At 39.3% G+C, this 21579-nt stretch carries 19 protein-coding genes; 10 read left to right on the top strand and 9 right to left on the bottom strand.

The features are described from left to right. Positions 1–98: 98 nt before the first annotated feature. Entirely contained in the window at positions 99–854 is a 756-nt protein-coding gene (locus tag AACM45_RS16605; protein ID WP_339144131.1) for a sulfite exporter TauE/SafE family protein, read from the top strand. Between the two features lie 5 nt (positions 855–859). Here AACM45_RS16605 and AACM45_RS16600 read toward each other — a convergent pair whose 3' ends face one another. Continuing rightward, positions 860–3016 (bottom strand): S9 family peptidase, encoded by a 2157-nt coding sequence (locus AACM45_RS16600; RefSeq protein ID WP_339144130.1) that lies wholly within the window; start codon positions 3014–3016, stop codon positions 860–862. Positions 3017–3384: 368 nt separating this feature from the next. Between AACM45_RS16600 and AACM45_RS16595 the strand changes: the two genes are divergently transcribed. The 3 genes from AACM45_RS16595 to AACM45_RS16585 all read left to right on the top strand — a co-directional run bounded on the left by AACM45_RS16595 (position 3385) and on the right by AACM45_RS16585 (position 4708). Next, positions 3385–3615 carry a CDGSH iron-sulfur domain-containing protein gene (locus tag AACM45_RS16595; RefSeq protein ID WP_339144129.1) on the top strand — a complete coding sequence of 77 codons (231 nt, stop codon included), beginning with the start codon at positions 3385–3387 and terminating at the stop codon, positions 3613–3615. 111 nt (positions 3616–3726) lie between these two features. After that, positions 3727–3903 (top strand): hypothetical protein, encoded by a 177-nt coding sequence (locus tag AACM45_RS16590; protein WP_339144128.1) that lies wholly within the window; start codon positions 3727–3729, stop codon positions 3901–3903. A 274-nt stretch (positions 3904–4177) separates the two neighbouring features. After that, a complete protein-coding gene (locus AACM45_RS16585) occupies positions 4178–4708 on the top strand; it encodes a lipid-binding SYLF domain-containing protein (RefSeq protein ID WP_339144127.1) in 531 nt (176 codons plus the stop codon). Between the two features lie 69 nt (positions 4709–4777). On the opposite strand, the gene AACM45_RS16580 is transcribed toward AACM45_RS16585, so the two are convergent. The 5 genes from AACM45_RS16580 to AACM45_RS16560 form a co-directional block, all read right to left on the bottom strand. Then, positions 4778–5503 carry an HAD family hydrolase gene (locus AACM45_RS16580; RefSeq protein ID WP_339144126.1) on the bottom strand — a complete coding sequence of 242 codons (726 nt, stop codon included), beginning with the start codon at positions 5501–5503 and terminating at the stop codon, positions 4778–4780. Between the two features lie 294 nt (positions 5504–5797). Next, positions 5798–6559, bottom strand: coding sequence for a hypothetical protein (locus tag AACM45_RS16575; RefSeq protein ID WP_339144125.1), 762 nt, complete (start codon positions 6557–6559; stop codon positions 5798–5800). An 11-nt stretch (positions 6560–6570) separates the two neighbouring features. Then, positions 6571–7614: a hypothetical protein gene (locus AACM45_RS16570; RefSeq protein WP_339144124.1), complete on the bottom strand. Its 1044-nt coding sequence runs from the start codon at positions 7612–7614 to the stop codon at positions 6571–6573. A gap of 11 nt (positions 7615–7625) precedes the next feature. Further along, positions 7626–9119: a tectonin domain-containing protein gene (locus tag AACM45_RS16565; protein WP_339144123.1), complete on the bottom strand. Its 1494-nt coding sequence runs from the start codon at positions 9117–9119 to the stop codon at positions 7626–7628. 12 nt (positions 9120–9131) lie between these two features. Continuing rightward, complete coding sequence (locus tag AACM45_RS16560) at positions 9132–10487, bottom strand: OmpA family protein (protein ID WP_339144122.1); 1356 nt, start codon at positions 10485–10487, stop codon at positions 9132–9134. Positions 10488–10566: 79 nt separating this feature from the next. On the opposite strand from AACM45_RS16560, the gene AACM45_RS16555 reads away from it, so the two are divergent. Then, positions 10567–11106 (top strand): RNA polymerase sigma factor, encoded by a 540-nt coding sequence (locus AACM45_RS16555; RefSeq protein WP_339144120.1) that lies wholly within the window; start codon positions 10567–10569, stop codon positions 11104–11106. Positions 11107–11109: 3 nt separating this feature from the next. Then, positions 11110–11832 (top strand): tetratricopeptide repeat protein, encoded by a 723-nt coding sequence (locus tag AACM45_RS16550; RefSeq protein ID WP_339144119.1) that lies wholly within the window; start codon positions 11110–11112, stop codon positions 11830–11832. Here the strand turns inward: AACM45_RS16550 and AACM45_RS16545 are convergent. The 3 genes from AACM45_RS16545 to AACM45_RS16535 form a co-directional block, all read right to left on the bottom strand. Then, positions 11815–14748: a CHAT domain-containing protein gene (locus tag AACM45_RS16545; protein WP_339144118.1), complete on the bottom strand. Its 2934-nt coding sequence runs from the start codon at positions 14746–14748 to the stop codon at positions 11815–11817. The two genes, AACM45_RS16550 and AACM45_RS16545, sit on opposite strands and share 18 nt — an antisense overlap. Positions 14749–15636: 888 nt before the next feature. Continuing rightward, entirely contained in the window at positions 15637–17688 is a 2052-nt protein-coding gene (locus AACM45_RS16540) for a tetratricopeptide repeat-containing sensor histidine kinase (protein WP_339144117.1), read from the bottom strand. A gap of 459 nt (positions 17689–18147) precedes the next feature. Beyond that, positions 18148–18405, bottom strand: a complete 258-nt coding sequence (locus AACM45_RS16535) for a hypothetical protein (protein WP_339144116.1) — start codon at positions 18403–18405, stop codon at positions 18148–18150. A 797-nt stretch (positions 18406–19202) separates the two neighbouring features. Between AACM45_RS16535 and AACM45_RS16530 the strand changes: the two genes are divergently transcribed. From AACM45_RS16530 to AACM45_RS16515, 4 genes are read left to right on the top strand one after another with little or no spacing between them, the layout of a single operon-like run. Then, positions 19203–19592, top strand: coding sequence for a DoxX-like family protein (locus AACM45_RS16530; RefSeq protein ID WP_339144115.1), 390 nt, complete (start codon positions 19203–19205; stop codon positions 19590–19592). Position 19593: 1 nt separating this feature from the next. Continuing rightward, entirely contained in the window at positions 19594–20334 is a 741-nt protein-coding gene (locus AACM45_RS16525) for a DUF2071 domain-containing protein (protein ID WP_339144113.1), read from the top strand. Continuing rightward, a complete protein-coding gene (locus AACM45_RS16520) occupies positions 20322–21089 on the top strand; it encodes a methyltransferase (protein WP_339144111.1) in 768 nt (255 codons plus the stop codon). Before AACM45_RS16525 ends, AACM45_RS16520 begins: the two co-directional genes overlap by 13 nt. Continuing rightward, the gene (locus AACM45_RS16515; protein ID WP_339144110.1) at positions 21073–21468 is read left to right on the top strand and encodes a hypothetical protein; all 396 of its coding nucleotides are present in this window, start codon (positions 21073–21075) and stop codon (positions 21466–21468) included. The genes AACM45_RS16520 and AACM45_RS16515 overlap by 17 nt, the downstream gene beginning before the upstream one ends. The last annotated feature ends 111 nt before the right edge of the window (positions 21469–21579 follow it).

The raw sequence follows: 21579 nt of genomic DNA, 5'->3' as shown, positions 1-21579 counted from the left end.
TTGACAATTTTCTATAAAAGCACGGATATTGGTTTTAGGTAATTCACCGAATACTACTTTTCTTTTAATGCATACATTTGGTTTTTTTGATTCAAAATATGTCTTTGACGATGGATTTAGAGGTAGGTCTTTGGGGTTGGTTACTTTCAGGTTTAGCAGCTTTCTTAATGGGGATTTCAAAAGCGGGCCTGAAAGGATTGTCCATTTTCAATGTTACTTTAATGGCCTTGGCCTTTGGTGCAAAACAATCAACAGGTCTTATTATGCCACTTTTGCTTGTTGGAGATATTTTCGCCGTTGTCTACTATAATAGACATACCCAATGGAAGTATATCATTCGCTTTATGCCTTGGATGATCTTCGGAATCTTAATCGGTGTAGTCATTGGAAAGGACCTGCCCGAAAAACTATTCAAAATTGGTATGGTTGTAGTGATTCTGGCCAGTTTGGGTATCTTGATCTTTTGGGATAGGAGAAAATCGAAAACGGTTCCCAATCATTGGAGCTTTGCCGGGGGTACCGGAATTATTGCGGGTATCGCCACCATGATCGGCAACTTGGCAGGGGCCTTTAGTAACCTCTTTTTTTTAGCGATGCGATTGCCAAAGAACGAATTCGTTGGCACTGCGGCTTGGTTGTTTCTAATAACCAATCTTTTTAAACTGCCTTTTCACATATTTATTTGGAAAACCATTTCCGTAGGGACCCTGACTATAAATGCAATGTTACTTCCTGCAATTCTAATAGGTCTTTTTACTGGGGTTAAGTTAGTCAAAATGATTAACGAGAGGCAATATCGAAGATTCATCTTAGCGGTCACGGCCATTGGTGCCATCGCGATTTTGTTTCGATAATAGACCTACTCCCCTTTGCCTTCCAACATCAGTAAAAAAGCATATTCCAATGCCTGTTCTTTTAGGCTTTCGAACCTGCCTGAACTACCCCCATGGCCAGCAACCAGATTACACTTAAAAAGAATGTGATTGTCATCCGTTTTGTAGTCCCTTAATTTTGAGACCCATTTTAATGGCTCCCAATACTGTACTTGACTGTCCCAAAAGCCCGTGGTGACCAACATACTAGGGTAAGCTTTACGGGCAACATTGTCGTATGGGGAATACGATTTCATATAGTCATAATACGTTTTGTCATTGGGGTTTCCCCATTCTTCATACTCCCCGACCGTTAGGGGCAAATCTTCATTGAGCATGGTATTCATAACATCAACAAAAGGTACCTGTGCGATGATTCCGTTCCACAATTCTGGAGCCATATTAGCCACGGCACCCATCAACAAACCACCGGCACTGCCTCCCTGTGCATACAAGTGTTTTGGTTGGGTATACCCTTCGCCTATCAAGTGTTTGGCCACATCGATAAAATCGAAAAAAGTATTCTTTTTATGCAAGAATTTACCGTTTTCATACCAGCTTCTTCCCATCAATTCACTGCCACGAACATGGGCAATGGCAAAAACAAAGCCACGATCCAATAAACTAAGTCTTGACGTTGAGAACCAAGGGTCAAGATTCGACCCATAAGACCCGTAACCATAAAGTAACAACGGACCCGAATTCTTTGGGTCACGATTTTTTTTATAAACCAACGAAACCGGTATTTCAGTACCATCCCTACCTGTTACGAATAATCGTTCAGAAATGTAGTTGGTACTTTTAAAATCAACATCCATCACCTTGGATGTTTTACGTAAACTGGATTTTTTGGTGTCAAAATGATAGTCATATACCGAATATGGTGTGGTCATTGATTCATAATAATACCTAAAAAACCCTGCATTAAATTCTATTCTCGAAGAAAGGGACATGGAGTAGGTAGGGTCTTTAAATTTTAAATACGAAGATTCGGTCGTAATGGCATCTACTACCCTAATTTGTTGTAGCCCTTTAAATCTTTCACTGATCACCAAATGATTCTTGAATGCGTGTACATTGTCTAGTTTTATCGCGTACCCTGGCACCAAAAAATCTTCCCAATGAGAATTTTCGGTTTTATCAAGGGTAGTCCGCATTAGCTTGAAATTAGGGGCGCCCCAATTGGTATGTATATAAAAATAGTCCCCTATATGGTTGATGTTGTATTCCATATCGGGCTGTCTTCCTTGAAAAAGCTTCCATTTTCCATTGGGATCATCGGCATTCAAAAAGTAATACTCGTCAGCGTTTCTAGAGTAATTCGAAATCAACAAGAACTTCCGCGACTTCGTTATATTGATGCTCGTGCCAAACTCTTCATCTTTTTCCTCGTAGACTAACTCGTCGTATTCAGGGTTTGTTCCCAAGACATGCTTTTTCACCTTATTCCAACGCAATGTTTGTGGATCCCGCGTAATATAAAAAAGCGTTTTGCTATCATTGGCCCAGACGAAATTTGTGGTAACGCTGTCCAATTTTTCATCTAAGATTTCCCCAGTCTCCAAATTCTTGAAATAAATGGTATAAGATCTTCGAGAAAGGGTGTCTACAGCATACGCCACCATCTTTGTATTCTCAGTAACATCATAATTCGGCCCGAACGCAATATCGATATAATCATGTCCCTTGGCCATTTCAGGCCCATCCAACAACAGTTCTTTTTCAGCACCTTCGGTGAGTTTCTTCCTGTAATACCTGGGATATTCATCACCTTCTTCATAGGCGACGGAATACTCATAATCATTTTTATTGTAGGGCACACTTTGTATTTTCTGCTCTTGCCTACCCTTCATTTCTTCAAACAGCTTGTTTTGCAAGTTCGTATAGGGAGCCATCACCTTGGCGGTATAGGCATTTTCCTCAGAAATCAAATTCCTAACGGCTTTGGTTTTTTGATTGGATAGGGAATCATTTTTTTCCTCATCCGTAAGTTCCATCCATTCGTAGGCATCTGGTAAAGAGTCTCCATGGGTGACCAAATAGGTCATTTCTTTTTTAGGTGAAGGTGTTGTTATACCCTGTATCTCCTTTTTACATGAAACAACGGACAGCATGATTAAAGAAACCAGGAGTAGCTTTTTCATTCTTTTGGTTTTATTTCTAAATTGTAAAGATAGCTTCAACGAACAACTTCGAGCAAAAAAGGACATCACTATTTTTGTAATTTTTTAAGGTAATGGGTCCCTACAACCCCATTGTTATTTTTACTGATCGACACCCCCAACCCCTACGTCTGGGATAGGGAGCTGTAACTTTTTCCATTGATGGATTGACCTATATCTTGCCTTTTTGCCAAGATTACACTTGTTCATCGGTACTCAGAAATTAAGAAGGGATAGTGGGGTACTGCTATTTCTTCTATACCCGGGTTACGTATAGTGCTTTGACCATCTTATTTAGATAGGTTCAAGAAAGGCTTTTGGTTACTTTTAGGAACCGTTTAATCCAGATTATGGAAAAGAAAAGTCATAGCCCTATCCGGGTAGATTTAGAGAAGGGTAAAAGATATGCTTGGTGTACCTGTAGCCATAGCTCAGACCAACCTTTTTGTGATGGTTCGCATAGGGCACATAATGCCACCCCTTCAATGGTTTTCACCGCAGAAGAAACCAAAGAGGCCTATTTGTGTACTTGCAAAAAGACCGGCAACCCGCCCTATTGGGACGGGTCTCATAATGCATAAATAGTACCCTTAAAATATAAAAGGCTGGTTAACTGCTATTTATACATGTTAATGATTTGTTAATCTGAACGGATTGTGCTATCTTTCAGCAACTTTAATAACCAACCAGCAATGAACACTTCTGAAAAACTGCTTTCTGCCCGTATACTTACTTTCTGTTTGACAACTAGTTTGCTCTTACTAAGTATTGTTATATATGACGCATATGCTACGGAGATTCAGCAAGAAGTTACCGATGCCGTGTTAAAAGCACTACCTGATTTAGATCATAGCTTGGCAAAGCTTTAGGCCTTTTAAGATTGTTCGGTTATTCACATTTCGACAAAAGAATCCCCTTCTTCGAACATCATTACCTAACACTCACTATGGGTGGAAGCTTTTTACACTAACTTTTTAAGATGTAAGTATCCGTAGTTAAAGTAGACTTATATCATATAAGGTCAATATTACTACTTGAAAAGGTTTGTTTTGGTTATTTCAATGAAAATCAATCCATTACTTGTAGAAAAATATGAGTAAAAAGACCTGAAAACCTTGTCATTCACATAAAAATTTTACGATAATGAAAAGAATAGCTTTTTTAATCACCCTTATTACCTTCTTGAGTTCTACCGCTACGTTCTCACAATCCAAAAAACAACGACAACTCATATATGATGCCCAAAAAGCGCAAAAGACACTTTTGGATTCAGATCAAGGCTTGCAACAATTTTTTGATGATTCTGCGGGATATGTCATTTTTCCGAATGTGGGAAAAGGTGGTTTATTCATAGGCGGTGCATCGGGTAGGGGTATTGTATATAAAGATGGCGAAGCTATCGGCATGGCAGGTTTAAAGAAGCTTAATTTTGGCTTACAGGCCGGTGGTCAGGCCATTATTGAGGTCATTTTCTTTGAGACCGAAGTAGACCTAGACCGATTTAAAGAAGGTGACATGCAGTTTAGCGCCGAGGCATCTGCCGTTGCCGTAAAATCCGGTGTTTCGGTAAATGCAAAATATAAAGATGGCGTAGCGGTATTTGCCATGCCCAAGGCCGGTTTAATGGCCGATGCCTCTGTAGGTGGTCAACGATTTACCTATGAGGATTTTTAATGGGTCCATCAGCCAGCAAAAACCTAATTGTCGTAATGGTTTTTACAAGACCTTTCTAGACCTTCGGTTTTAAGCTGTAATGTAACTGTAAACCCTGTTCTGCAGTTGGTCTAAATCATCTATAATAAAATGAGGTTCAAGAAGCTTGCCTTCATGAACCGACTTTCGGGTTATTACGTTGGTAACCGCAAAAACCGGCATTTCTGCATTTTGCGCGGCCTTGATGCCATTGACTGAATCTTCTATTACCAAACATTCATTAGCTTCTAGCCCCAGCTTGTTTTTCGCTTTGAGATAGATATCGGGTTCTGGTTTACCATTTTCCACATCGTCCCTGGTCAACACAAAATTGAATTTATCATAAATGCCCATTGTCTCGGTTACTTTTTTAGCTTCGGGCAAATGCGACATTGTCGCTAAGGCCACGGTAAAACCATCTTGATATAATCTACTGAAAAGACCAAGGGTAAAGGAGCAAAAATGTTTGGACAGCAATTGTGTATCATCTAGGATATTTCGATATATGTGAAGTCTTTTTTCAATAAGGGTTTTCCCAATCAGGCCTATTCCATCAATATTCAAATGTTTCTGCAATGGCTTGCTAAAGCTCTTCGATAGACCTTCTACAACTTCTTGTCTGGACAGGCCCACAAACTCATTAAAAATATCAAGCACCTTATCTTCATCAACCTCCCCATTGGTCAATTGGTTGATGGCAAGGGCATAAGAATTGGCCTTTAAAACCTCTGTTTGAATGAGCGTACCGTCTAAATCAAAAATCACTGCTTTAATCATAATAGAACCTTTGTGTATAGCATTCGTCGGTAATACGATCAAAACAATACAGAATAGTTTTTACGACTTCCGTTCTCTATTTTATTGACCCTAAATCTAAGAAAATAGAAACTTCATAATGATATGGTCAATTAAAAATAGGTGTCGAAACTTGATAAAGCGCCCTCTTTCAAAAATCATTCAAGATGGTACCTGAATTAATGAAAGATAAACGAAATCGATTTTTAAATAGTCGTTTGACCCCAACCATGGAGGATATGGATTGCTTTTGGTCAAAAAAAGGAAAATCGTCTATTAAAACTTAATTTCTTCGGTCAGCAGCCTCATAATCTCTTCATCGTTTTCAAACTGTTTGTGAAGGTTGTAAGGTACACGCTTGTATGGATTGTATCCCAATTCCACTAATTTTTGATTCCGATAAGCCTCTACAAAGCGATAGATCATAAAAGGGCGTTCTGCACCTTTTTCCTCTAAATATTGTTGTAGTTTTTCTGAGAGTTGATCTCGCCATCTTAAAGATGTCAATAAATCTTCCCGCTTTAGTTCATCTAGACCCGGGGCTTTTTCCATCATTGCAATTTTTTCTTTGGTATACCAATCCTGCTCCGTTAATGATATCCAACTGGGCACAAGACCCTCTTTAAATCGTTTTTCTACATCCGAAATCGAGGTTCCTGTAAGTACCGGTGCCATTTTTAGCACTTCGCCATTTTTTCGCAAGGACATCACAGCATAAGGGGGTGTTTTCTTATCGTTGCGAATCACCAAATTCAGGCTGTCAAGGCGTTTTTCCAAAATGACCACAGAAATGCCTTTTTCGTTTTCGGAGCCCACTAAGGAATTGAAGACCATCTTATCATCATAAACGGTACAACTCATTAAATCACCGCTCATGCTATAGGCATACCAGACTTCTTTATTCTTGCCCTCTTTCTGGGGAGGTAAAGGTTGATTTTGATGGTTAGGGATAGTTTCCCCTTCTGCGGACTGGGCCTGTGTTTGGCTTGCAAAAATGAAACAGGCCATAAATTTAAAAAAAATAAATGTAGTTCTCATACCTTGATTTTTTAGTTTACCAATTCGATTGTAAAGGGTACTCCAGCTTTATAGGTTTGCCTGTCTTCTGTGGTCTGTACCACAATGTATCCTTTTGCTTTTCTTTTTCCGTTTTGCTCCGATAAGCTAAAAGTCAACACATTTTTACCCCCTAAAAACTCATTTAAACTGGCTTCCACCTGGGCCTTGGTTTTAAGCCCGGTCAAATAATCCAATACCAATTTAATATTCACGGGGACCTTTTTGTTTTTAATAAGCCAGTAGGGGGCATCGGGCCTGGTCAAAATGTTGGCCGTTGTGTTTTCCAACAAGCTAAATTCAATGTGCATTTTAATTCTGGACTTTTCGTAATCGGACCTTGCGATTCTGAACTGCCCAGAGTTTTCAATTTTGGCATATTTCTTTGGGTTGGTAGACCGGTCTTTTCTGGTCGGGGGATAATCCGGTTCTATATGGATCTGCCCACTACCACTGGAAAATAGGATGTTGCCCTTGGTTTTGTTCTGGTGATAGCTTTTCCTAAAATTAAACGCCTTGTTTCGCAGGGTCTGCCTTTTGTTGAGCGTGATAAGTTCGGGCGTGAAATTTAGGCTATAATCATCAGGGTTGCCCTTGCCATCCCCGCCCTGTAAGGCGCGGATTCCGTTGAGCGTGATCTTAAGTTGCAGTGGGGCAGCAGGATTATTTACCCCTTTTCGTTTTCCAGTCCAACGTCCCTTGTCCATGCTTGTGCCCCAGCCCCATTTGCCCGAGAACCCTTCGCAAGAAGTAAAGGTGAACTCAAAACTGCCCTTTTTGCCATTATTGGTAAAGGTTCCCTTTAGTTTACCTGTCAGCTTGTTATAAAAGGCATCTATCTTGCCCACGTTTTTATAGGTTCCGCTTACTTTACTCCCTTTTTGGGTAAGGATCAATTTCCCGAAATTGGTGTCCCATTCGCCTGCCCATTCCTGGCCGGCATAGGCATCGTCGTTACATTTGGTTTGTGCATTGCCATATGTTTGAATTCCCACTAGAAACAGTACCAATACTGTTGATTTTAATATTGTTTTCATTGTGCTTGGTTTTAATCTATTAATTCAATGGTAAAATGGACTTTGGCCTCACGTGTAACCTTGGTCCCATCTTCATCTTCCCTACTTAAGCCGTAGAAATATCCGCTCATGGAGCGATGTCCACCTGCGTCTTCATCCAAAGTAAGCCCGGCATAGCCTGTACCCATGCGATAGTACGGAGCTCTGCTAAAGGAGAAGTCACCTTTGTTTTTTGTTTTGGACAAGTAGTCTAATGCCAAGGGAAGATTGATTTTTTTCTTCTCGCCAATAATCTTGGTTATTTCCCAGCCCGGTGCTTTCAATTGTAAAGTTGTTCTATGGGTAATTTCACCCAATGTGGCACCGATATAAAATTGGGAGTTACTTTCTTTGATAGTGTTAGTGCCCTTAAGCTCAAAATAGCCGCTATTATTAATATTTATAGACTTTTTTGGTTGTACATGAAGTTGTCGCTTTGCCAACATCCGTTCTGTCTCTTTATCTACTAGGTACCATGTAAAATCGTGTGCCAGCTTCCCTTCCTGTCGGCGGTGTCTATAATCAATGTAGAGGTTTCTATTCTCACCGTATTCTTTAATCTCGGATTCCAGTTTTAAATATTCTTTACCCCTTAAAGGAAAGTTCCTATTTGTCACGTTTAATGTGGTGAAAAACTCTAGAAAATAGTCATCAGCATTGTTCCCTCCATCGCCATTTTTAAGGCATTCTACCTTGGTCAGGGTAATTTTCAGTTTCTTGTTGCCTAAATTATTTGATGTCGTTTTTTTAACGTTTGCCGTGGTATAAATTTCATTTCTTGTGGTAGTGCCCCACAACTGGCCGTTATGGGCAGCGATGCTTTTGAAGTCATTCCGCGTGTTTTTGACCAAATCCCAGTTTTTACGCCCTGGGTTCCACACAAAAAAACGCTTTGAGGTACCCAGCACATACAATTTCTTTTGGGCATGGTCATACGTAATATCGGTGGCGGCACCTGGTAGTTTCCTTTTCGCACCATTGTAATATTCGTAAATCGTATTGTCGTTTTTCAGGGTAAAAACCCGGCCCGAATTGTTTACACATACCTTTTTGTTATTATTCCCCGCTATGGAAAACGGCTGCCAACTTGAACTATATCGCTTAACGGCACCCCTTGTATCAACGCCCCAAAGCGCATTGTTCTCCCCTACATAAATATCTATGAGCTTCAAAGAACCGATAGCGCCTATTCTACTGTCATTGGTGGCATATGTAATGTGCATACGGCCGTCGTTGGTGAGTAGGTAAGAAAACTTTTCTTGGGCTGCTGCAATGGCTTTGGCGCTTCTATTGGCTTTAGAGTGCAATCTAAAGTCCTCAATCTTAAAATCATATTTGAAAATCTGCTTAGAGGTGCCCACTACGAAGATTTCCCCTTTTTTACTTATGGTAACATCCGTTCCACTTCCTTCTGCTTTTTTAAAGGTTTGGCCATAGGTGGCCCATACCATGAGCAGCCCCAAGGCAATACTGTATACTGTTTTCATTATGTTTGTTTTTTAGCGTTTTATGAATTCCACCCGTCTATTTTTGGCCTTGCTTTCGGGGGAGTTACCCGTGTCCAACAACTCGGTCTCGCCCTTTCCGCTAGAAGACAATTGATTTGGCGAAACCCCAAATTGCGCTTCCAACGCATGGGCTACGGCTGAAGCCCTCATCATGGAGAGGTCCATATTGAAATCGGCATCACCATCGCTATCGGTATGGCCCATAATTTCCACCTGTACTTCAGGGTTTTCGTTCAAAATGGCCGCCAATTTTTTGAGCGTACCGTGGGATTCTGGTCGTAATATGGCCGAACCGGAATCAAACGTTATGCCATAGGTAACCAATTTTCCTTCCGTTAGCAGCTTATTACGCATATCGGGCTTTCCAACGGCATAGCGAATGTTACTGATGTAGAAGTACTCGTTTTCTTCAGATACATGGCTTTGTAATCGAAGGGTTCTCGCAACGACCCCCTTTTCTAAAGCCCTTGGCACATCAAATACCTTTTTTTCATCTACATAGACCCGTACACGTGTTTTTTGGCGCCAAATGGACACGTGCATGGGAATTCCCCTTTGGGTGCTGTTCTTAGACAACTGCTCAAGTGGAAAACGTGCATTTGCCTTTTGTTGCGGATTGGGGGTTACCTTAAAGTATTCAGAGCCTATATCGCCCACTAAGTTCATTCTAAAAAAGTTTTTCCCGACTTGATCTTTGTCCAAGCTATAGTTAGGGTCCTCCAAATCAGAAAGGATAAAGCCCAATCTTCGGCTGTAAGACCATTTACTTGGTTCAAAATCAAAAATGACATCAAATTCAATTGTAAAATTTTCAGGTATTTCAGTGATGAAATCTGCTACAAAGGCGCTTTTGCCCAAACCAATACGCATCCATTTTCCATTTTGTGTGCTGAGATCCACTATTTCGGCAGAAGTGTTCGTGTTCCACCTTGCAGGAAGATCCCCTAGCTCATCTTGTGAGAAGTCTTCAAAACCAATAATCGTTTCGCCTGGAGTAAAATCAAATTTTGAATAGGCTTCAAAAGAGGTTTCTTCCGTAGGGGTATCTGACATGTCATCACCATCCATATCGTGGTCCATGGACATTTCATTTTCTGTATCATTACCGTTTTTGGTGCCTTTTCTTTTCTTTCCCTTTTTTTTGCCCTTGCCCATTTCAAAAAGACTATCGATAGCCTGTTCGGTCTTCTGTTCTGTCTTTTCTTCAACCTTGCGTTCCACGGTTCTGTTCACACTTTCTTCAGCCCGCTTTTTAAGTTTTTTTAAAAACTGTGCGTTTGCATTTGCAGCCATCATTAGAAAGAGGCCGATTACCCAGACAATCTTTGTATTACATGGTATTTTCATTGTTATTTATTTAGTTCTATTTACCTTTAGTCTTATCCCCGAAACAAGAGGTTAACATTTGGCTGAAAAATTTTTTTGAGTGGACCTAACGCAACTCGAGCATTTAAAATCAGATGATAGGCTAAAACTGAAGGCCTTGTACAACAACTACCGGGGTGCTTTCTTAAATTTTGGAAAGTCCCTAGGTGCGGACAATTCCCTTATTTTAGATGTGTACCAAGAAGCGTTTCTGGCTTTGCGCAAAAAAGCCATTCAGGGAAAACTGGAAAACATGCAGGGCAGCCTAAAGTCTTATCTTTTTGGTATTGGAAAATACATGCTCTTTGATGCGCTCAAAAGAGAATCGAAAACCATAGCCATGGAAAACCCATTGCATGTGGTTAATGAAGCAGTGGAAGGGATTGAAATTGAACCAAGTTCAGAATTGACCAAAGAGCAAAGGCTGTTGCGGACCTTTTTTGTAAAACTGGGTAAAAAATGCCAATTGGTGTTAACCTTATTCTATTATAGGGGACTTACTATTGAGGAAATCGTTGAACAAACTGAATATGGAAATGCGAATACGGTCAAAGCGCAAAAATCCAGATGCCTCAAAACCCTGAAGCAAATGATGAACTAACGGATGATGGATAAAGACCAACTTATCGCGAAATTCTTGACACAGTCGCTTTCGAAGGAGGAACAGCTTCGTTTTGATACGCTGCTATTGGAAGACCCATCCTTTAAGGCCGAGGTCAAGCTGCTTCAAGACCTCAACAAGGTCGCCGAAGCCGAGGATGACGTTATGGCCCGTGAAATGGTTGCAGGTTTTGAAGCGGAACACCACGGCAAAAAGATGGCAAGTATTGCAAAAATCTGGTGGGTCGCCGCCTCTTTGGCACTGGTGTTCAGCATTACCTATTTTGCAACAAGACAAGGTGCTCCCGATACCCAAATACTCTATACGGAAAATTTTGAACCCTACCGAAACGTGGTTCACCCCATCACACGTACTACCCAACAAAAAGATTTAAAGACCCAAGCTTTTGCACATTATGAGAAAGGGGAATATAAGGAGGCGTTGGAATTGTTCGAAAAATTATACGAAACTACCAATACCCCCCATTTTCTATTCTACAAAGCCAATGCATTATTACAATTGAACAGACCTAGAGAAGCCATTGTTGCATTACATGCGCATTTAAAAACCAAGGATACACTTACCCAAAAATCGCATTGGTATTTGGCCATGGCTTATTTAAAATTGGATGATGTGGTCAATGCCAAGAAAAGCCTTGAGCGAGTTGTTGCCCAAAACAAATACAATGTGAAAAAAGCTAATGTGCTTTTAAAGACGCTCGACTGATTTTTTTCGGAATAAGAGAACTGACAAAACAATGCCTAAGACTACTAAGAGCCAAGGCCAATAGTACTTTTCAACTATGGGGGAGGTGTCTCCAGAAACTATAAAACCTGCCCAATAATAAGGATGCTTCAGTAATTCATCTTCGGTATTGGCCAGGTACTCCAATTTGGCATTTTGTAATGCAACGTCTTTGGATTGTCCTTTTTTTAGGAACTTGTAAAAGTAGGTCATGATTTGGGCGGTTTCTTTATCAGGAACCTTCCAAAGACTGATTAGAGTAGACGAAACCCCAGCATAAGTAAATGCCCGGGATATGTTCATCACTCCCTCACCACTTTCCAACTTACCAAAACCTGTATTACAGGAACTTAAAACTACCAAGTTAGCGTCTAGCTCCAAACCGTAAACCTCCGAAGCTGTGAGTGCTCTGCTTTCCTCTATTTCGGTGCTATCCTTTGAAAATAACATTCTGTTGTTCATAGGGTTGACCTTGTCCAGCTCTGTATGTAATGCTAAGTGAAGTATATCTTTTCCAGTTGCATTGTTAATAAAATTGGTTTTTGTTGCTTCTTTTCTTAAAAAGACTTCTCCTTGAATTAATTTTCCAATTTCTTGGACCTCTTTCTGGTTTCTGGGAAGTACGTTTTCGGTGTATTCAGGGGCAAACCCGCACCATTTTTCACCTTCTTTGGCAATTAAACCCTGTTCCTTAAGTAACTGTAACGACCCCCCATAGCGCAGCGCATATTTCTCAAATAAATAACCACTACCATTATTAAGAATTTCAAATGGCACGAAACTAAGGACGTCATCTGCAACAACTGAAACAGTGTTTATTGTTTTAGGCAAGTCTGGTATAAGCCATGAATATAGTTGTTTGCATGCTTTAGCAATCTTTTTTCTACCTAGCAAACCCTTTCTAAGCTTGTGTATCATATCACGAAGCTCTTCTACATTATCAAATCTTTCAATAGTAACATGATCATTTGTCATCATAAACCGGTACCATCCTTTTTCTCCAAGTAGATACTCCAATACCACTTCATCAGATTTTTGGTAGTTTTTACGGTATTCTTGATAAGACTGCTTCACACTTAGCTTTTTAAGCTGACGGTATTTTGGAAAAGCCTTAACTAATACTTGATTGATACTGTCATTTTTTGCATCTAATGTGATCAATCTGTTCTTTAAGCTTCTCAACTTTACAGAATCAATCTTTTTTTTATTGTACAAATAGAGGATATTCTGTTTTGTATCCTGAAGGGCCTCTAGCGTTTCCTGCTCCAATGTTATTAGGCTTGGAGGTACCTTTCCGATTTTTTTGTACCGCACATTCTGTAACCCTTCGAGTAAGGCCGAATTTTTGTTGACCTCCATCAACTTGAATACTATGTCTTTAAAAAACAAATCATTTGTTTTTTGATACGCCATGAATGCTGTATACAGACCCTTCTCAATAAGACGTTGTAACTTTTTATTATAAAAAATGCGGTTTTGTTGATTCGAAAAGTTATTTCTGCTTAACGCTATTAAGTCCAATAGCATATCCAGATTTTTTTTGCAGTCCTCTATCTGATCATTTGAGACAGGTATGGGATCTAACTGAATTTCTAAGAGTGATAACCACAATGCAGGGTTTGACTTTTTAGAGGGAAAATCGATTTTTAATCCTTCTATTTCACTTGCTAAAATCTTATGGTTACTTGCCGATTGCCTTAATCTCAAATTCATAAGGCGCTGATTCCATTGACGATATTTGGCTTCTTTAAATTTGTTTTTGAGAAGTATGGCAAGACTATCTGAATACTTTATTGCCCTCGGGTAGTTGCCGTTTTCTTCGTGGTGAAGCGTTAATTTCTCATAGGCTTGAATTATATAAAGCTCTCTTTCTATACGTTTTGATATGGCCAAGGCTTTTTCCCATAATACTTCAGCTTCTAAATTTTTATTTTCTGATTTTCTGATTTCAGCTGTTGCAAAATAGGTTTCTACAAACCACCGATGATTTTCCGATACCATTCCGCCAAATATGTCAGAGGCCATTTCTACGTAGAAATTGGCACGTTCAATATTACCTTTGATGAGGTGGGTTTTGGAAAGAACAAGCATTGCCTGGGCCGTTCTTGAGTCGTTTTTTCCAAAATATTTTTCACCTTGTTCCACAGCTTTTTCAGCATATAACAACGCTTTGGTAATATCATTTTTTAGAATATAAGTTTCGGCCAAGGCACGATAATCAACGCATAAATAGGGATTGGTCTCTCCCGCATCCTTAATATCATAGACAACCGCTTTTTTGTAATAAGCTTCTGCACGATTTGCATTATTTAATCGATCATGATACAAAAGTCCCACATTGTAGGTTGCAGATGCTAGGCCTAAGTAGTTTGGATTTTTAAGCGCTTCAAACTCTTGGATAGAAAGCTCGCTGTAATACAGTACACTGTCCAGGTTTTCCAGTCCATCATGCGCAACTCCCATTAAATTCAAAGCCCCGGCTTCCAAAAGTCTTAAGCCCTTCTTATGGTAGATGTCCTTGGCTTTTTTAAAATGTTCTAAAGCTTTATTGTAATTGGCAAAATCAATATCTGTTTTCCCAACGTTTTCTTCCATTTGAGCCAGAACTACTTCGTCTACCTCCTTATATTTTTTGATCTTCTCCAACGCAGATTGCGTTCCCTCATAATCATACTTTCTGGTTATCTGTAACTTTAAATACCCATCCAGAAAATGAAATACCTGTTCATAGGCGGGCACCATTACATTCAATTTTACATAATTGTACTTTGCCAGCCGTAATTTGTTCTGAGCCGCTTGCATTCTCCTGCGCATGGTCAACATACGAGCTTGAAACACCAATGCCCCTACATATTCCTTTGGGTGGTCTTTTTTTAGTTTGATTTCTAAGTTTGCCAACTTAGGGATTAAGGAGTCATATTTTTTAGTTCCTCCGTTTATTAAAACTTCATAGAAAGTATCTATTGACTCGTTGTAGCTCTTAAGATTTATATCTTGCTGAGCACATAAAATGCCCGTGATATAAAAACAAAAGATAATGGGGAGTAAAGTCGGGTGGTATTGTTCTTTTTTTTTCAAGGAAAAAGAATAAAGAAATAAATGTTCTCGTTTATTGCAAAATAATCAAAAAATTGATGTTAAATTAAGATTATCCAAGGCCTTTTGATTCTCAAAAGCATAAAAGTGTTCTATGCCCCCGAATCATTTTGAAATTTTTTGTTTAAATACGAATTATTTTTTGCTCTTTGGCAAAAGATGTCGAGTTCTGTCTTTATCGAATTATAAAGACAGCCCCCTAGATAGCATATTGTATTGAATCAATAAACACCATTATTGACATGTGGCACATTGGTTTGAACAGCTACCATCAGGACAACCCGCAAATTCACTTGCTTCTGTATTCGTCTCTAGATTATACAGTGCCTGATCCGAATTATCCTCTGTACATGCCATTGTGATACCAATTACAAACAGGAGTGCACCTAGTATTCTTAAAGTTTTTAAGCTCATGGTTTTTATTAAGTTATTTTAAAGGTACTCAAGGAATTTTAACAGTATTCATTTGTTCCATGATTTTTCAAAAAGAAAAGAAATATCCCATACTATGCTCTCCTTTTTATCCAAACTAGGAGGGCTACGACAAGAGATATTATCGATATCAATGATTTTATCGAATCAGCAGCCCTTTACCCTATATTTTTTAATGCTACAGTCACTTTGAATTTGCCGCGTAGCCCTGGAAAATACTTTTACCCCTTTTCTTGGTATCTTTTTAGGTATTTGGTTCTATTCCTCAGTTTTTAAGAGTACACTAAATCGTGATCCTTTTTCTGATGTGTCAATACTGACAGAGCCATTACATTGTTCAGCTAGACCTTTCACAAGTTGTAGCCCGAGTGAGTTCAAGGCATGAAGGTCAAAATCAGGCGGTAGCCCAATACCATCATCTTCAACATGCAGATAAAAATAACCAGGTTTAGAACGTACAAATCGCACGGTAATGTTACCCTGTTTTCGATTTCGGAAGGCATATTTATAAACGTTACTGACCAACTCGTTCACGATTAGACCTAAAGACACCGCCATATTCATTCTAATTTCGACGTTGGCGATATAGGTCTTTATGTTCACTTGGGTGGTATCTGATGAAAGGGATTTTTCTATAAGGGTCAATAACTTTTCAAGGTAGACCCTTAAATTAATGCTAGAAAGTGTGGTGTTTTGATAAAGCTCTTCATGAATAAGCGCCAACGACCTGATACGCCTCTTACTCTCTTCGACAATTTTGAACCCAGGGGTATCTTCTTGCAGATATTCTGCCTTCGAACTAAGCAAGCTCAACATAATCTGCAGGTTATTCTTAACCCTATGATGTGTCTCTTTGACCAATAGTTTGTTCTCTTCGTTTTTAGATGCTATAAGTTTTATAGAGCGTTGTTTGTCTGAATACCTTTTGTAAAGTACCAGTATAAAGCATAGTAATAATAATGTCAGTACAATGAGGCCAAATTGAAGTTGTGTCATTTGCTTTTGCTTTATGGAGCGTATCTCATTTTCACGTTGCAAAAGAGCGATTTCGTTATCTTTTAATTCGGTGTCGTATTCAATCTGCAGTACATCAAGTGCTTTCTGTTTTTCAACCGAAGCCAAGCTATCTTGATATTGTATAAACTTGAAGAGGCTTTCTCCGTATGATATCAAGTCACCGTTTAAAGAATCTATACGTGCTTTGGTGCGGTAAAAATCACGCTGCTGTTTAAGATCACCGCTCTTTTTGGCAAATTGCTCAACGGAATCCAAGTTCATTGTGGCATTATCGATTTCACCCAAGCTGATGTAAAAGTTTGAGATATTAAGCCTGGCCCTTCCTTTTAAAATAAAATGCCCAGAGGCATCGGCATTCTTTTTGGCCTCGGTGTAATGCCCTAGAACGGCAGGGTTAAGGTTTTTTTCTTCTGAGATATTACCTTGTATCGTGAATACGTGGTATAACAACGATGAAGTATCAAATTCCGCCTGCCCTATCAAATTCAGGGCACCGTCTGCATAATAGCGCGCCGGCTCCAAATATCCTTGTTGAAGATAGGCCCTTGCCAGGCTTATATAACAATTGATACGAAGCCGTAACCTCGTTTCGATAGGACCTTCGATAATTTCCAACGCTTTTTGATGGCTCTCCAGCGCATTCTTAGATTGATTGAGCTGTTCATATAGGTTGCCTAGGTTATGGTATACGTTAGCTAGTCTAGAATCTTTGATTTTGAGCTGTTCACATAAGCGCAATCCTTTAAGAAAATAGTCAAGGCTTTTGCTGTAATATCCCTTCATCGAGTAGTCGAGGGCCAAATCATTATAGGCATTCAATAATTCATCCGCTGGCCCAATTTTTTCAGTGATCTCCAGGGCCAACAAATCGTATTTCAATAAAGAATCAATCTCCTCTTTATTGTAATACATATAGGCCATTGTAGCCAATGCCCTTCTTTTGGCACGTGGAATGTCACTGTTCTGTGCCATTTTCAATGCTTTTCTGGCGACATCAAGTCCTTCATCAAATTTGGCGGCATAGCTGTAACCCATGGCAATCGAACGCAGACTTTCTACCCTACTATAAACATCATTGTTTTGCTTGCTGAGCGCTAGCGCTTTTTTTCCGTATATGATAACACTATCAGAATTTTGACCCAAGAGGTTCTGGGCTATATAATTAAGATAGGTAGCTTTTTGGATAGGGTCACTTGCCCTGTTGCACAAATCAAGCACGCTATCCTTTTTCTGCAATTGGCCACTAGCCGTACATACCGAGAAAAATAAGAATAAGGCTGTTGCGCATTTCATTCTGAACCATTTACATATCGTATGGGCTATAAAAGATACGGAACCCTTTTGAAATACGAGGCAAAGACGCTTTTAGAAAAAGCATCGGTACGCAAATGTTGAAAATAAGCTAAGATGAAGGAAACCCTCATAACCACATTAATTAAAGATATAACACCCCATCTGTAGTACGATTTTGAGTCATCGGGTTATCGCCAACCTATTGTTAGCATTAAGTTGCCCAGTTTATAAGTCTACTGCGGTATTGTTGACATTGAATTGTATATACGTGGTGGGTGCCACTAAATTAAGCTGGTTACCGATATCCTATTTTACGGAAATAGTATACATCAAATCCACTCCGAAAACTTTTATTCCCAAACGTAGCTACCATACAAAGAGTGGCCATGGTATCGAATATTTCAATCACAGTCTTCAAGAGCCGGAATCCCACTCGATGTTACTTGTCATCCGCCTCTGTTATTCCTTTTTTATCGGTTTCAACATGGTAAATAAAAAGAATAGTAAAGCTCCTGCAAAATAGAGCAAAACATCTATAATGTCTGAAGTATAACGTATGGAAACCTGGGGAAGGTAATACTCAAAATAGAGGGAAAAATATAGGGTGAGGCAGAAAATTACCCACCAGGGTAGCCGATGGGTATGCCTGCCTTGTAATTTTCGGACCACAACCAAGCAAATGGAGAGTACAATGGGCATACACAAAAAATCGTTCATATAGTTATTAACCCATTTGGGTATTGGTATTTCACATTGCTGTAGTAAATAAATAGAAGAAGACAACACTATCATAGCCAAAAAAAGTGCTCTCCCAACCCATGAAAAATAGGCGGTGTGTACCCCTGAAGTTTCCTTAAAACCAGCCATTACGCAGCAATATAACCTATGAGATATGCTAAGAAAGCCCCTATTCCAAAAATTACTACCCAGACAGAATATACAATCCTTCCCAAACCCCTGATTATTGGATTACGATGATGTCGGATATGGTTGAAGAACTTTGTAACAGCGTCCGGTTCCTGAAGTCTTTTTGCTTCGGTTTTCTTCTTTTCGCTCCGTTCCCTTTCAATCTGTCGTTTCAGTGACAGATTGATTAAGGCGCCGCAATTTTTACAATAATCTCGATTCTCGTTGATGGTTGCACATGCTTGACATCGTCTGTAGGTAACTGATTCCATTTTAGGGTTTTCCTATTTCTACTGATACTAAAATAAAGGCTTAACTACAACTAGGTTAGCTCAGTCAAGAAATCTTGTGTCTCTAATGCATATTATCTTGAATATCCCGCCTTGTTCTTTTTCACATAGTTATACTTTTAATATGATGCTGATATGATACTTTCGAGTTAAATAACGTCGAATCTATAAGCTTTTAAACCGAATACCTCTAGACCATCAAGGCTCAAATGGAACAGGTGGAACGCTTATATTATTGGTCATTGAAGCTTCGAAGATTTAGTGGTGTAATGCTATAAATTAGCAATACATTTAATGTGATTTTAAAGAAATCGGAATATGAACAATCCAACTGTCCATAAAGTACTGACCTACCTCATTGCAGTTGTTTGGTTTATCAATGGACTTTTTTGCAAAGTACTCAACCTAGTTCCTCGGCACCAAGAGATTGTAGGTAGGATACTTGGCGAAGATTATTCAAGACCATTGACATTTGCCATCGGCCTTGCGGAAATCGGAATGGGCATTTGGATTTTGAGTGGTTTTAAACCACGTCTGAATGCCATCGTTCAGATTCTATTGGTCACCATTATGAATATTCTTGAATTCATTCTTGTTCAAGATTTGTTGTTATGGGGAAAGTTCAATGCCCTCTTTGCATTTTTATTTGTACTTATCGTATACTTTCATGCGTATCATCTAAAAAATGGGATAAAACCACAATCATAGTATGCTAGCATCCTTAAAGAACCATCCTTTTGCGGTTGAGGCTTTTTTTGAAAGTTCACTGGTCTTGACTTTTGCGTTTCCAAAAAAAGAATTGGAAAATCTGATTCCGGACTGTTTGGAGCTCGATACTTTCGAGGACACTTGGGCCTTTGTTGCGGTGGCAATGGTTCAAACGAAGCACTTGCGACCAAAAGGATTGCCTAAGTTTATGGGCAATGATTTTTTTCTGATTGGATATCGCATTTTTGTCAGGTACACAACAAATGCGGGCAAAAGGCTAAGAGGGCTATATATTCTGAAGTCGGAAACCGACAAAAGGAAGATGGCGTTTTTTGGAAATATGTTTACTCATTACCATTACCGTAAAATCGATATTCATAGAGAAGAAAATAATGGTTTAGTGGAAATAAGTTCAGCAAAATCGGGATTAAAGATTAAAGCTGATATGTCGAAGAGAAATGTCGTAGTTCCCGAACACTCCCCCTTTTCAGATTGGAAAGAAGCTAGACGCTTCGCCGGGCCTTTACCCTTTACATTCACTTATCAGCCCCAGAGAAAAGAAGTTTTGATTATAGAAGGGGTGAGGCAAAATTGGAAACCCAGACCTATTGCCATGCTGGATTATCAAGTTTCTTTTTGGGACACCCTAAACTTGAAAAGCCCCATTTTGGCCAATGCTTTTATTATTGAAAATATTCCATATTACTGGAAAAAAGGAAAGAAGGAACGATGGGGCAGTTAAGAAAACCGTTTCAAGGAGTTGTCAATATCATTCGTTTCAATTGGCATTTCTATGTCTTGGCAGGAGTATTTATTATCACATTGGTTTTGGCGGCTCTGTTTTTGGTTCAAGCATCACTTCAGACGTGGTTCAATGTTACCATACTCTTAGCTGTCTTAAATATTTTGGTATCGCTGCTAGTATCTTGGTATGTTTATGATTATTCCGATCTGTATGAGTTTACTTGGCTTGACAAAGTAAAACTTCCTAAAGCAGACAACATTGCAAATATCAACGCCGGATTTGATGAAACAAGCATACTAATCAAGAATAAATTCATGGAAGCCAAACTGAACGTTTTTGATTTCTATGACCCTTTGAAGCATACGGAAGTTTCCATAAAAAGGGCAAGAAAGGCATATCCTCCTTATCCTAATACCATAAGGATACAGACCACCAATATACCCATGCAAAATGGGACTATTGATATTGCTTTTGGCTTATTGTCCGCTCATGAAATCAGAAGTGCTAAAGAACGAACTGATTTCTTCAAGGAAGTCAATCGGATATTAATGGCGGAGGGGTGGTTTGTTGTCGTTGAGCACCAGCGAGACTTGGCCAATATGCTGGCTTTTAGTCTAGGAGCTTTTCACTTTTATAGTAAGAAAGAGTGGTCAAAAACGTTCAGGGAAGCTTCTTTTGAGACTGCGGATTCATTCAAAATCACACCTTTCCTAACTGCTTATATCCTTAAAAAAAATGGAAATACACCTTAACGTAATTGGCATCTTATTGATTATCCTTGCCTGTGTACATGTCATTTTCCCCAAATATTTCAATTGGGCGAAGGAGACGTCTACCATGAGCCTCATCAATCGTCAAATGCTATATGTGCACACCTTTTTTATTGCGCTCACTGTTTTTCTCATGGGACTCCTTTGTGTAACTTCCACCACCGAGATTGTAACGACCCCACTGGGTAGGAAAATTGCGCTAGGCCTAGGTGTATTTTGGATAATTCGCCTTTTCATACAACTGTTCGGGTATTCATCAAAGCTTTGGAGGGGAAAGGGTTTTGAAACCGTTGTACATATACTGTTCACGGTTTTTTGGGGGTATATGGGAATAGTTTTTCTAAGTATATATTTGGTTTAGTTACTCGTACTTCCTTAGATGAAGGATACAGAATGTGTTTTTTGCCTCCATGCCTGTGCTTGTTAGATTATTAACATCGATTGTAAATTAGAATAAAGAATTGACTATCAA

The organism is Croceitalea sp. MTPC5, from assembly GCF_036985505.1.
GTDB lineage: Bacteria > Bacteroidota > Bacteroidia > Flavobacteriales > Flavobacteriaceae > Croceitalea.
The sequence above is the reverse complement of the archived record's forward strand: the minus strand, read 5'-3'. Positions and strand labels throughout refer to the sequence as shown.

Coding starts and splice junctions, on each gene's coding strand:
- AACM45_RS16530 (WP_339144115.1), top strand. CDS start 19,203: ATGAACAATCCAACTGTCCATAAAGTACTGACCTACCTCATTGCAGTT.
- AACM45_RS16515 (WP_339144110.1), top strand. CDS start 21,073: ATGGAAATACACCTTAACGTAATTGGCATCTTATTGATTATCCTTGCC.
- AACM45_RS16570 (WP_339144124.1), bottom strand. CDS start 7,614: ATGAAAACAATATTAAAATCAACAGTATTGGTACTGTTTCTAGTGGGA.
- AACM45_RS16565 (WP_339144123.1), bottom strand. CDS start 9,119: ATGAAAACAGTATACAGTATTGCCTTGGGGCTGCTCATGGTATGGGCC.
- AACM45_RS16525 (WP_339144113.1), top strand. CDS start 19,594: ATGCTAGCATCCTTAAAGAACCATCCTTTTGCGGTTGAGGCTTTTTTT.
- AACM45_RS16605 (WP_339144131.1), top strand. CDS start 99: ATGTCTTTGACGATGGATTTAGAGGTAGGTCTTTGGGGTTGGTTACTT.
- AACM45_RS16580 (WP_339144126.1), bottom strand. CDS start 5,503: ATGATTAAAGCAGTGATTTTTGATTTAGACGGTACGCTCATTCAAACA.
- AACM45_RS16575 (WP_339144125.1), bottom strand. CDS start 6,559: ATGAGAACTACATTTATTTTTTTTAAATTTATGGCCTGTTTCATTTTT.
- AACM45_RS16540 (WP_339144117.1), bottom strand. CDS start 17,688: ATGAAATGCGCAACAGCCTTATTCTTATTTTTCTCGGTATGTACGGCT.
- AACM45_RS16535 (WP_339144116.1), bottom strand. CDS start 18,405: ATGAACGATTTTTTGTGTATGCCCATTGTACTCTCCATTTGCTTGGTT.
- AACM45_RS16550 (WP_339144119.1), top strand. CDS start 11,110: ATGATGGATAAAGACCAACTTATCGCGAAATTCTTGACACAGTCGCTT.
- AACM45_RS16520 (WP_339144111.1), top strand. CDS start 20,322: ATGGGGCAGTTAAGAAAACCGTTTCAAGGAGTTGTCAATATCATTCGT.
- AACM45_RS16560 (WP_339144122.1), bottom strand. CDS start 10,487: ATGAAAATACCATGTAATACAAAGATTGTCTGGGTAATCGGCCTCTTT.
- AACM45_RS16585 (WP_339144127.1), top strand. CDS start 4,178: ATGAAAAGAATAGCTTTTTTAATCACCCTTATTACCTTCTTGAGTTCT.
- AACM45_RS16600 (WP_339144130.1), bottom strand. CDS start 3,016: ATGAAAAAGCTACTCCTGGTTTCTTTAATCATGCTGTCCGTTGTTTCA.
- AACM45_RS16595 (WP_339144129.1), top strand. CDS start 3,385: ATGGAAAAGAAAAGTCATAGCCCTATCCGGGTAGATTTAGAGAAGGGT.
- AACM45_RS16590 (WP_339144128.1), top strand. CDS start 3,727: ATGAACACTTCTGAAAAACTGCTTTCTGCCCGTATACTTACTTTCTGT.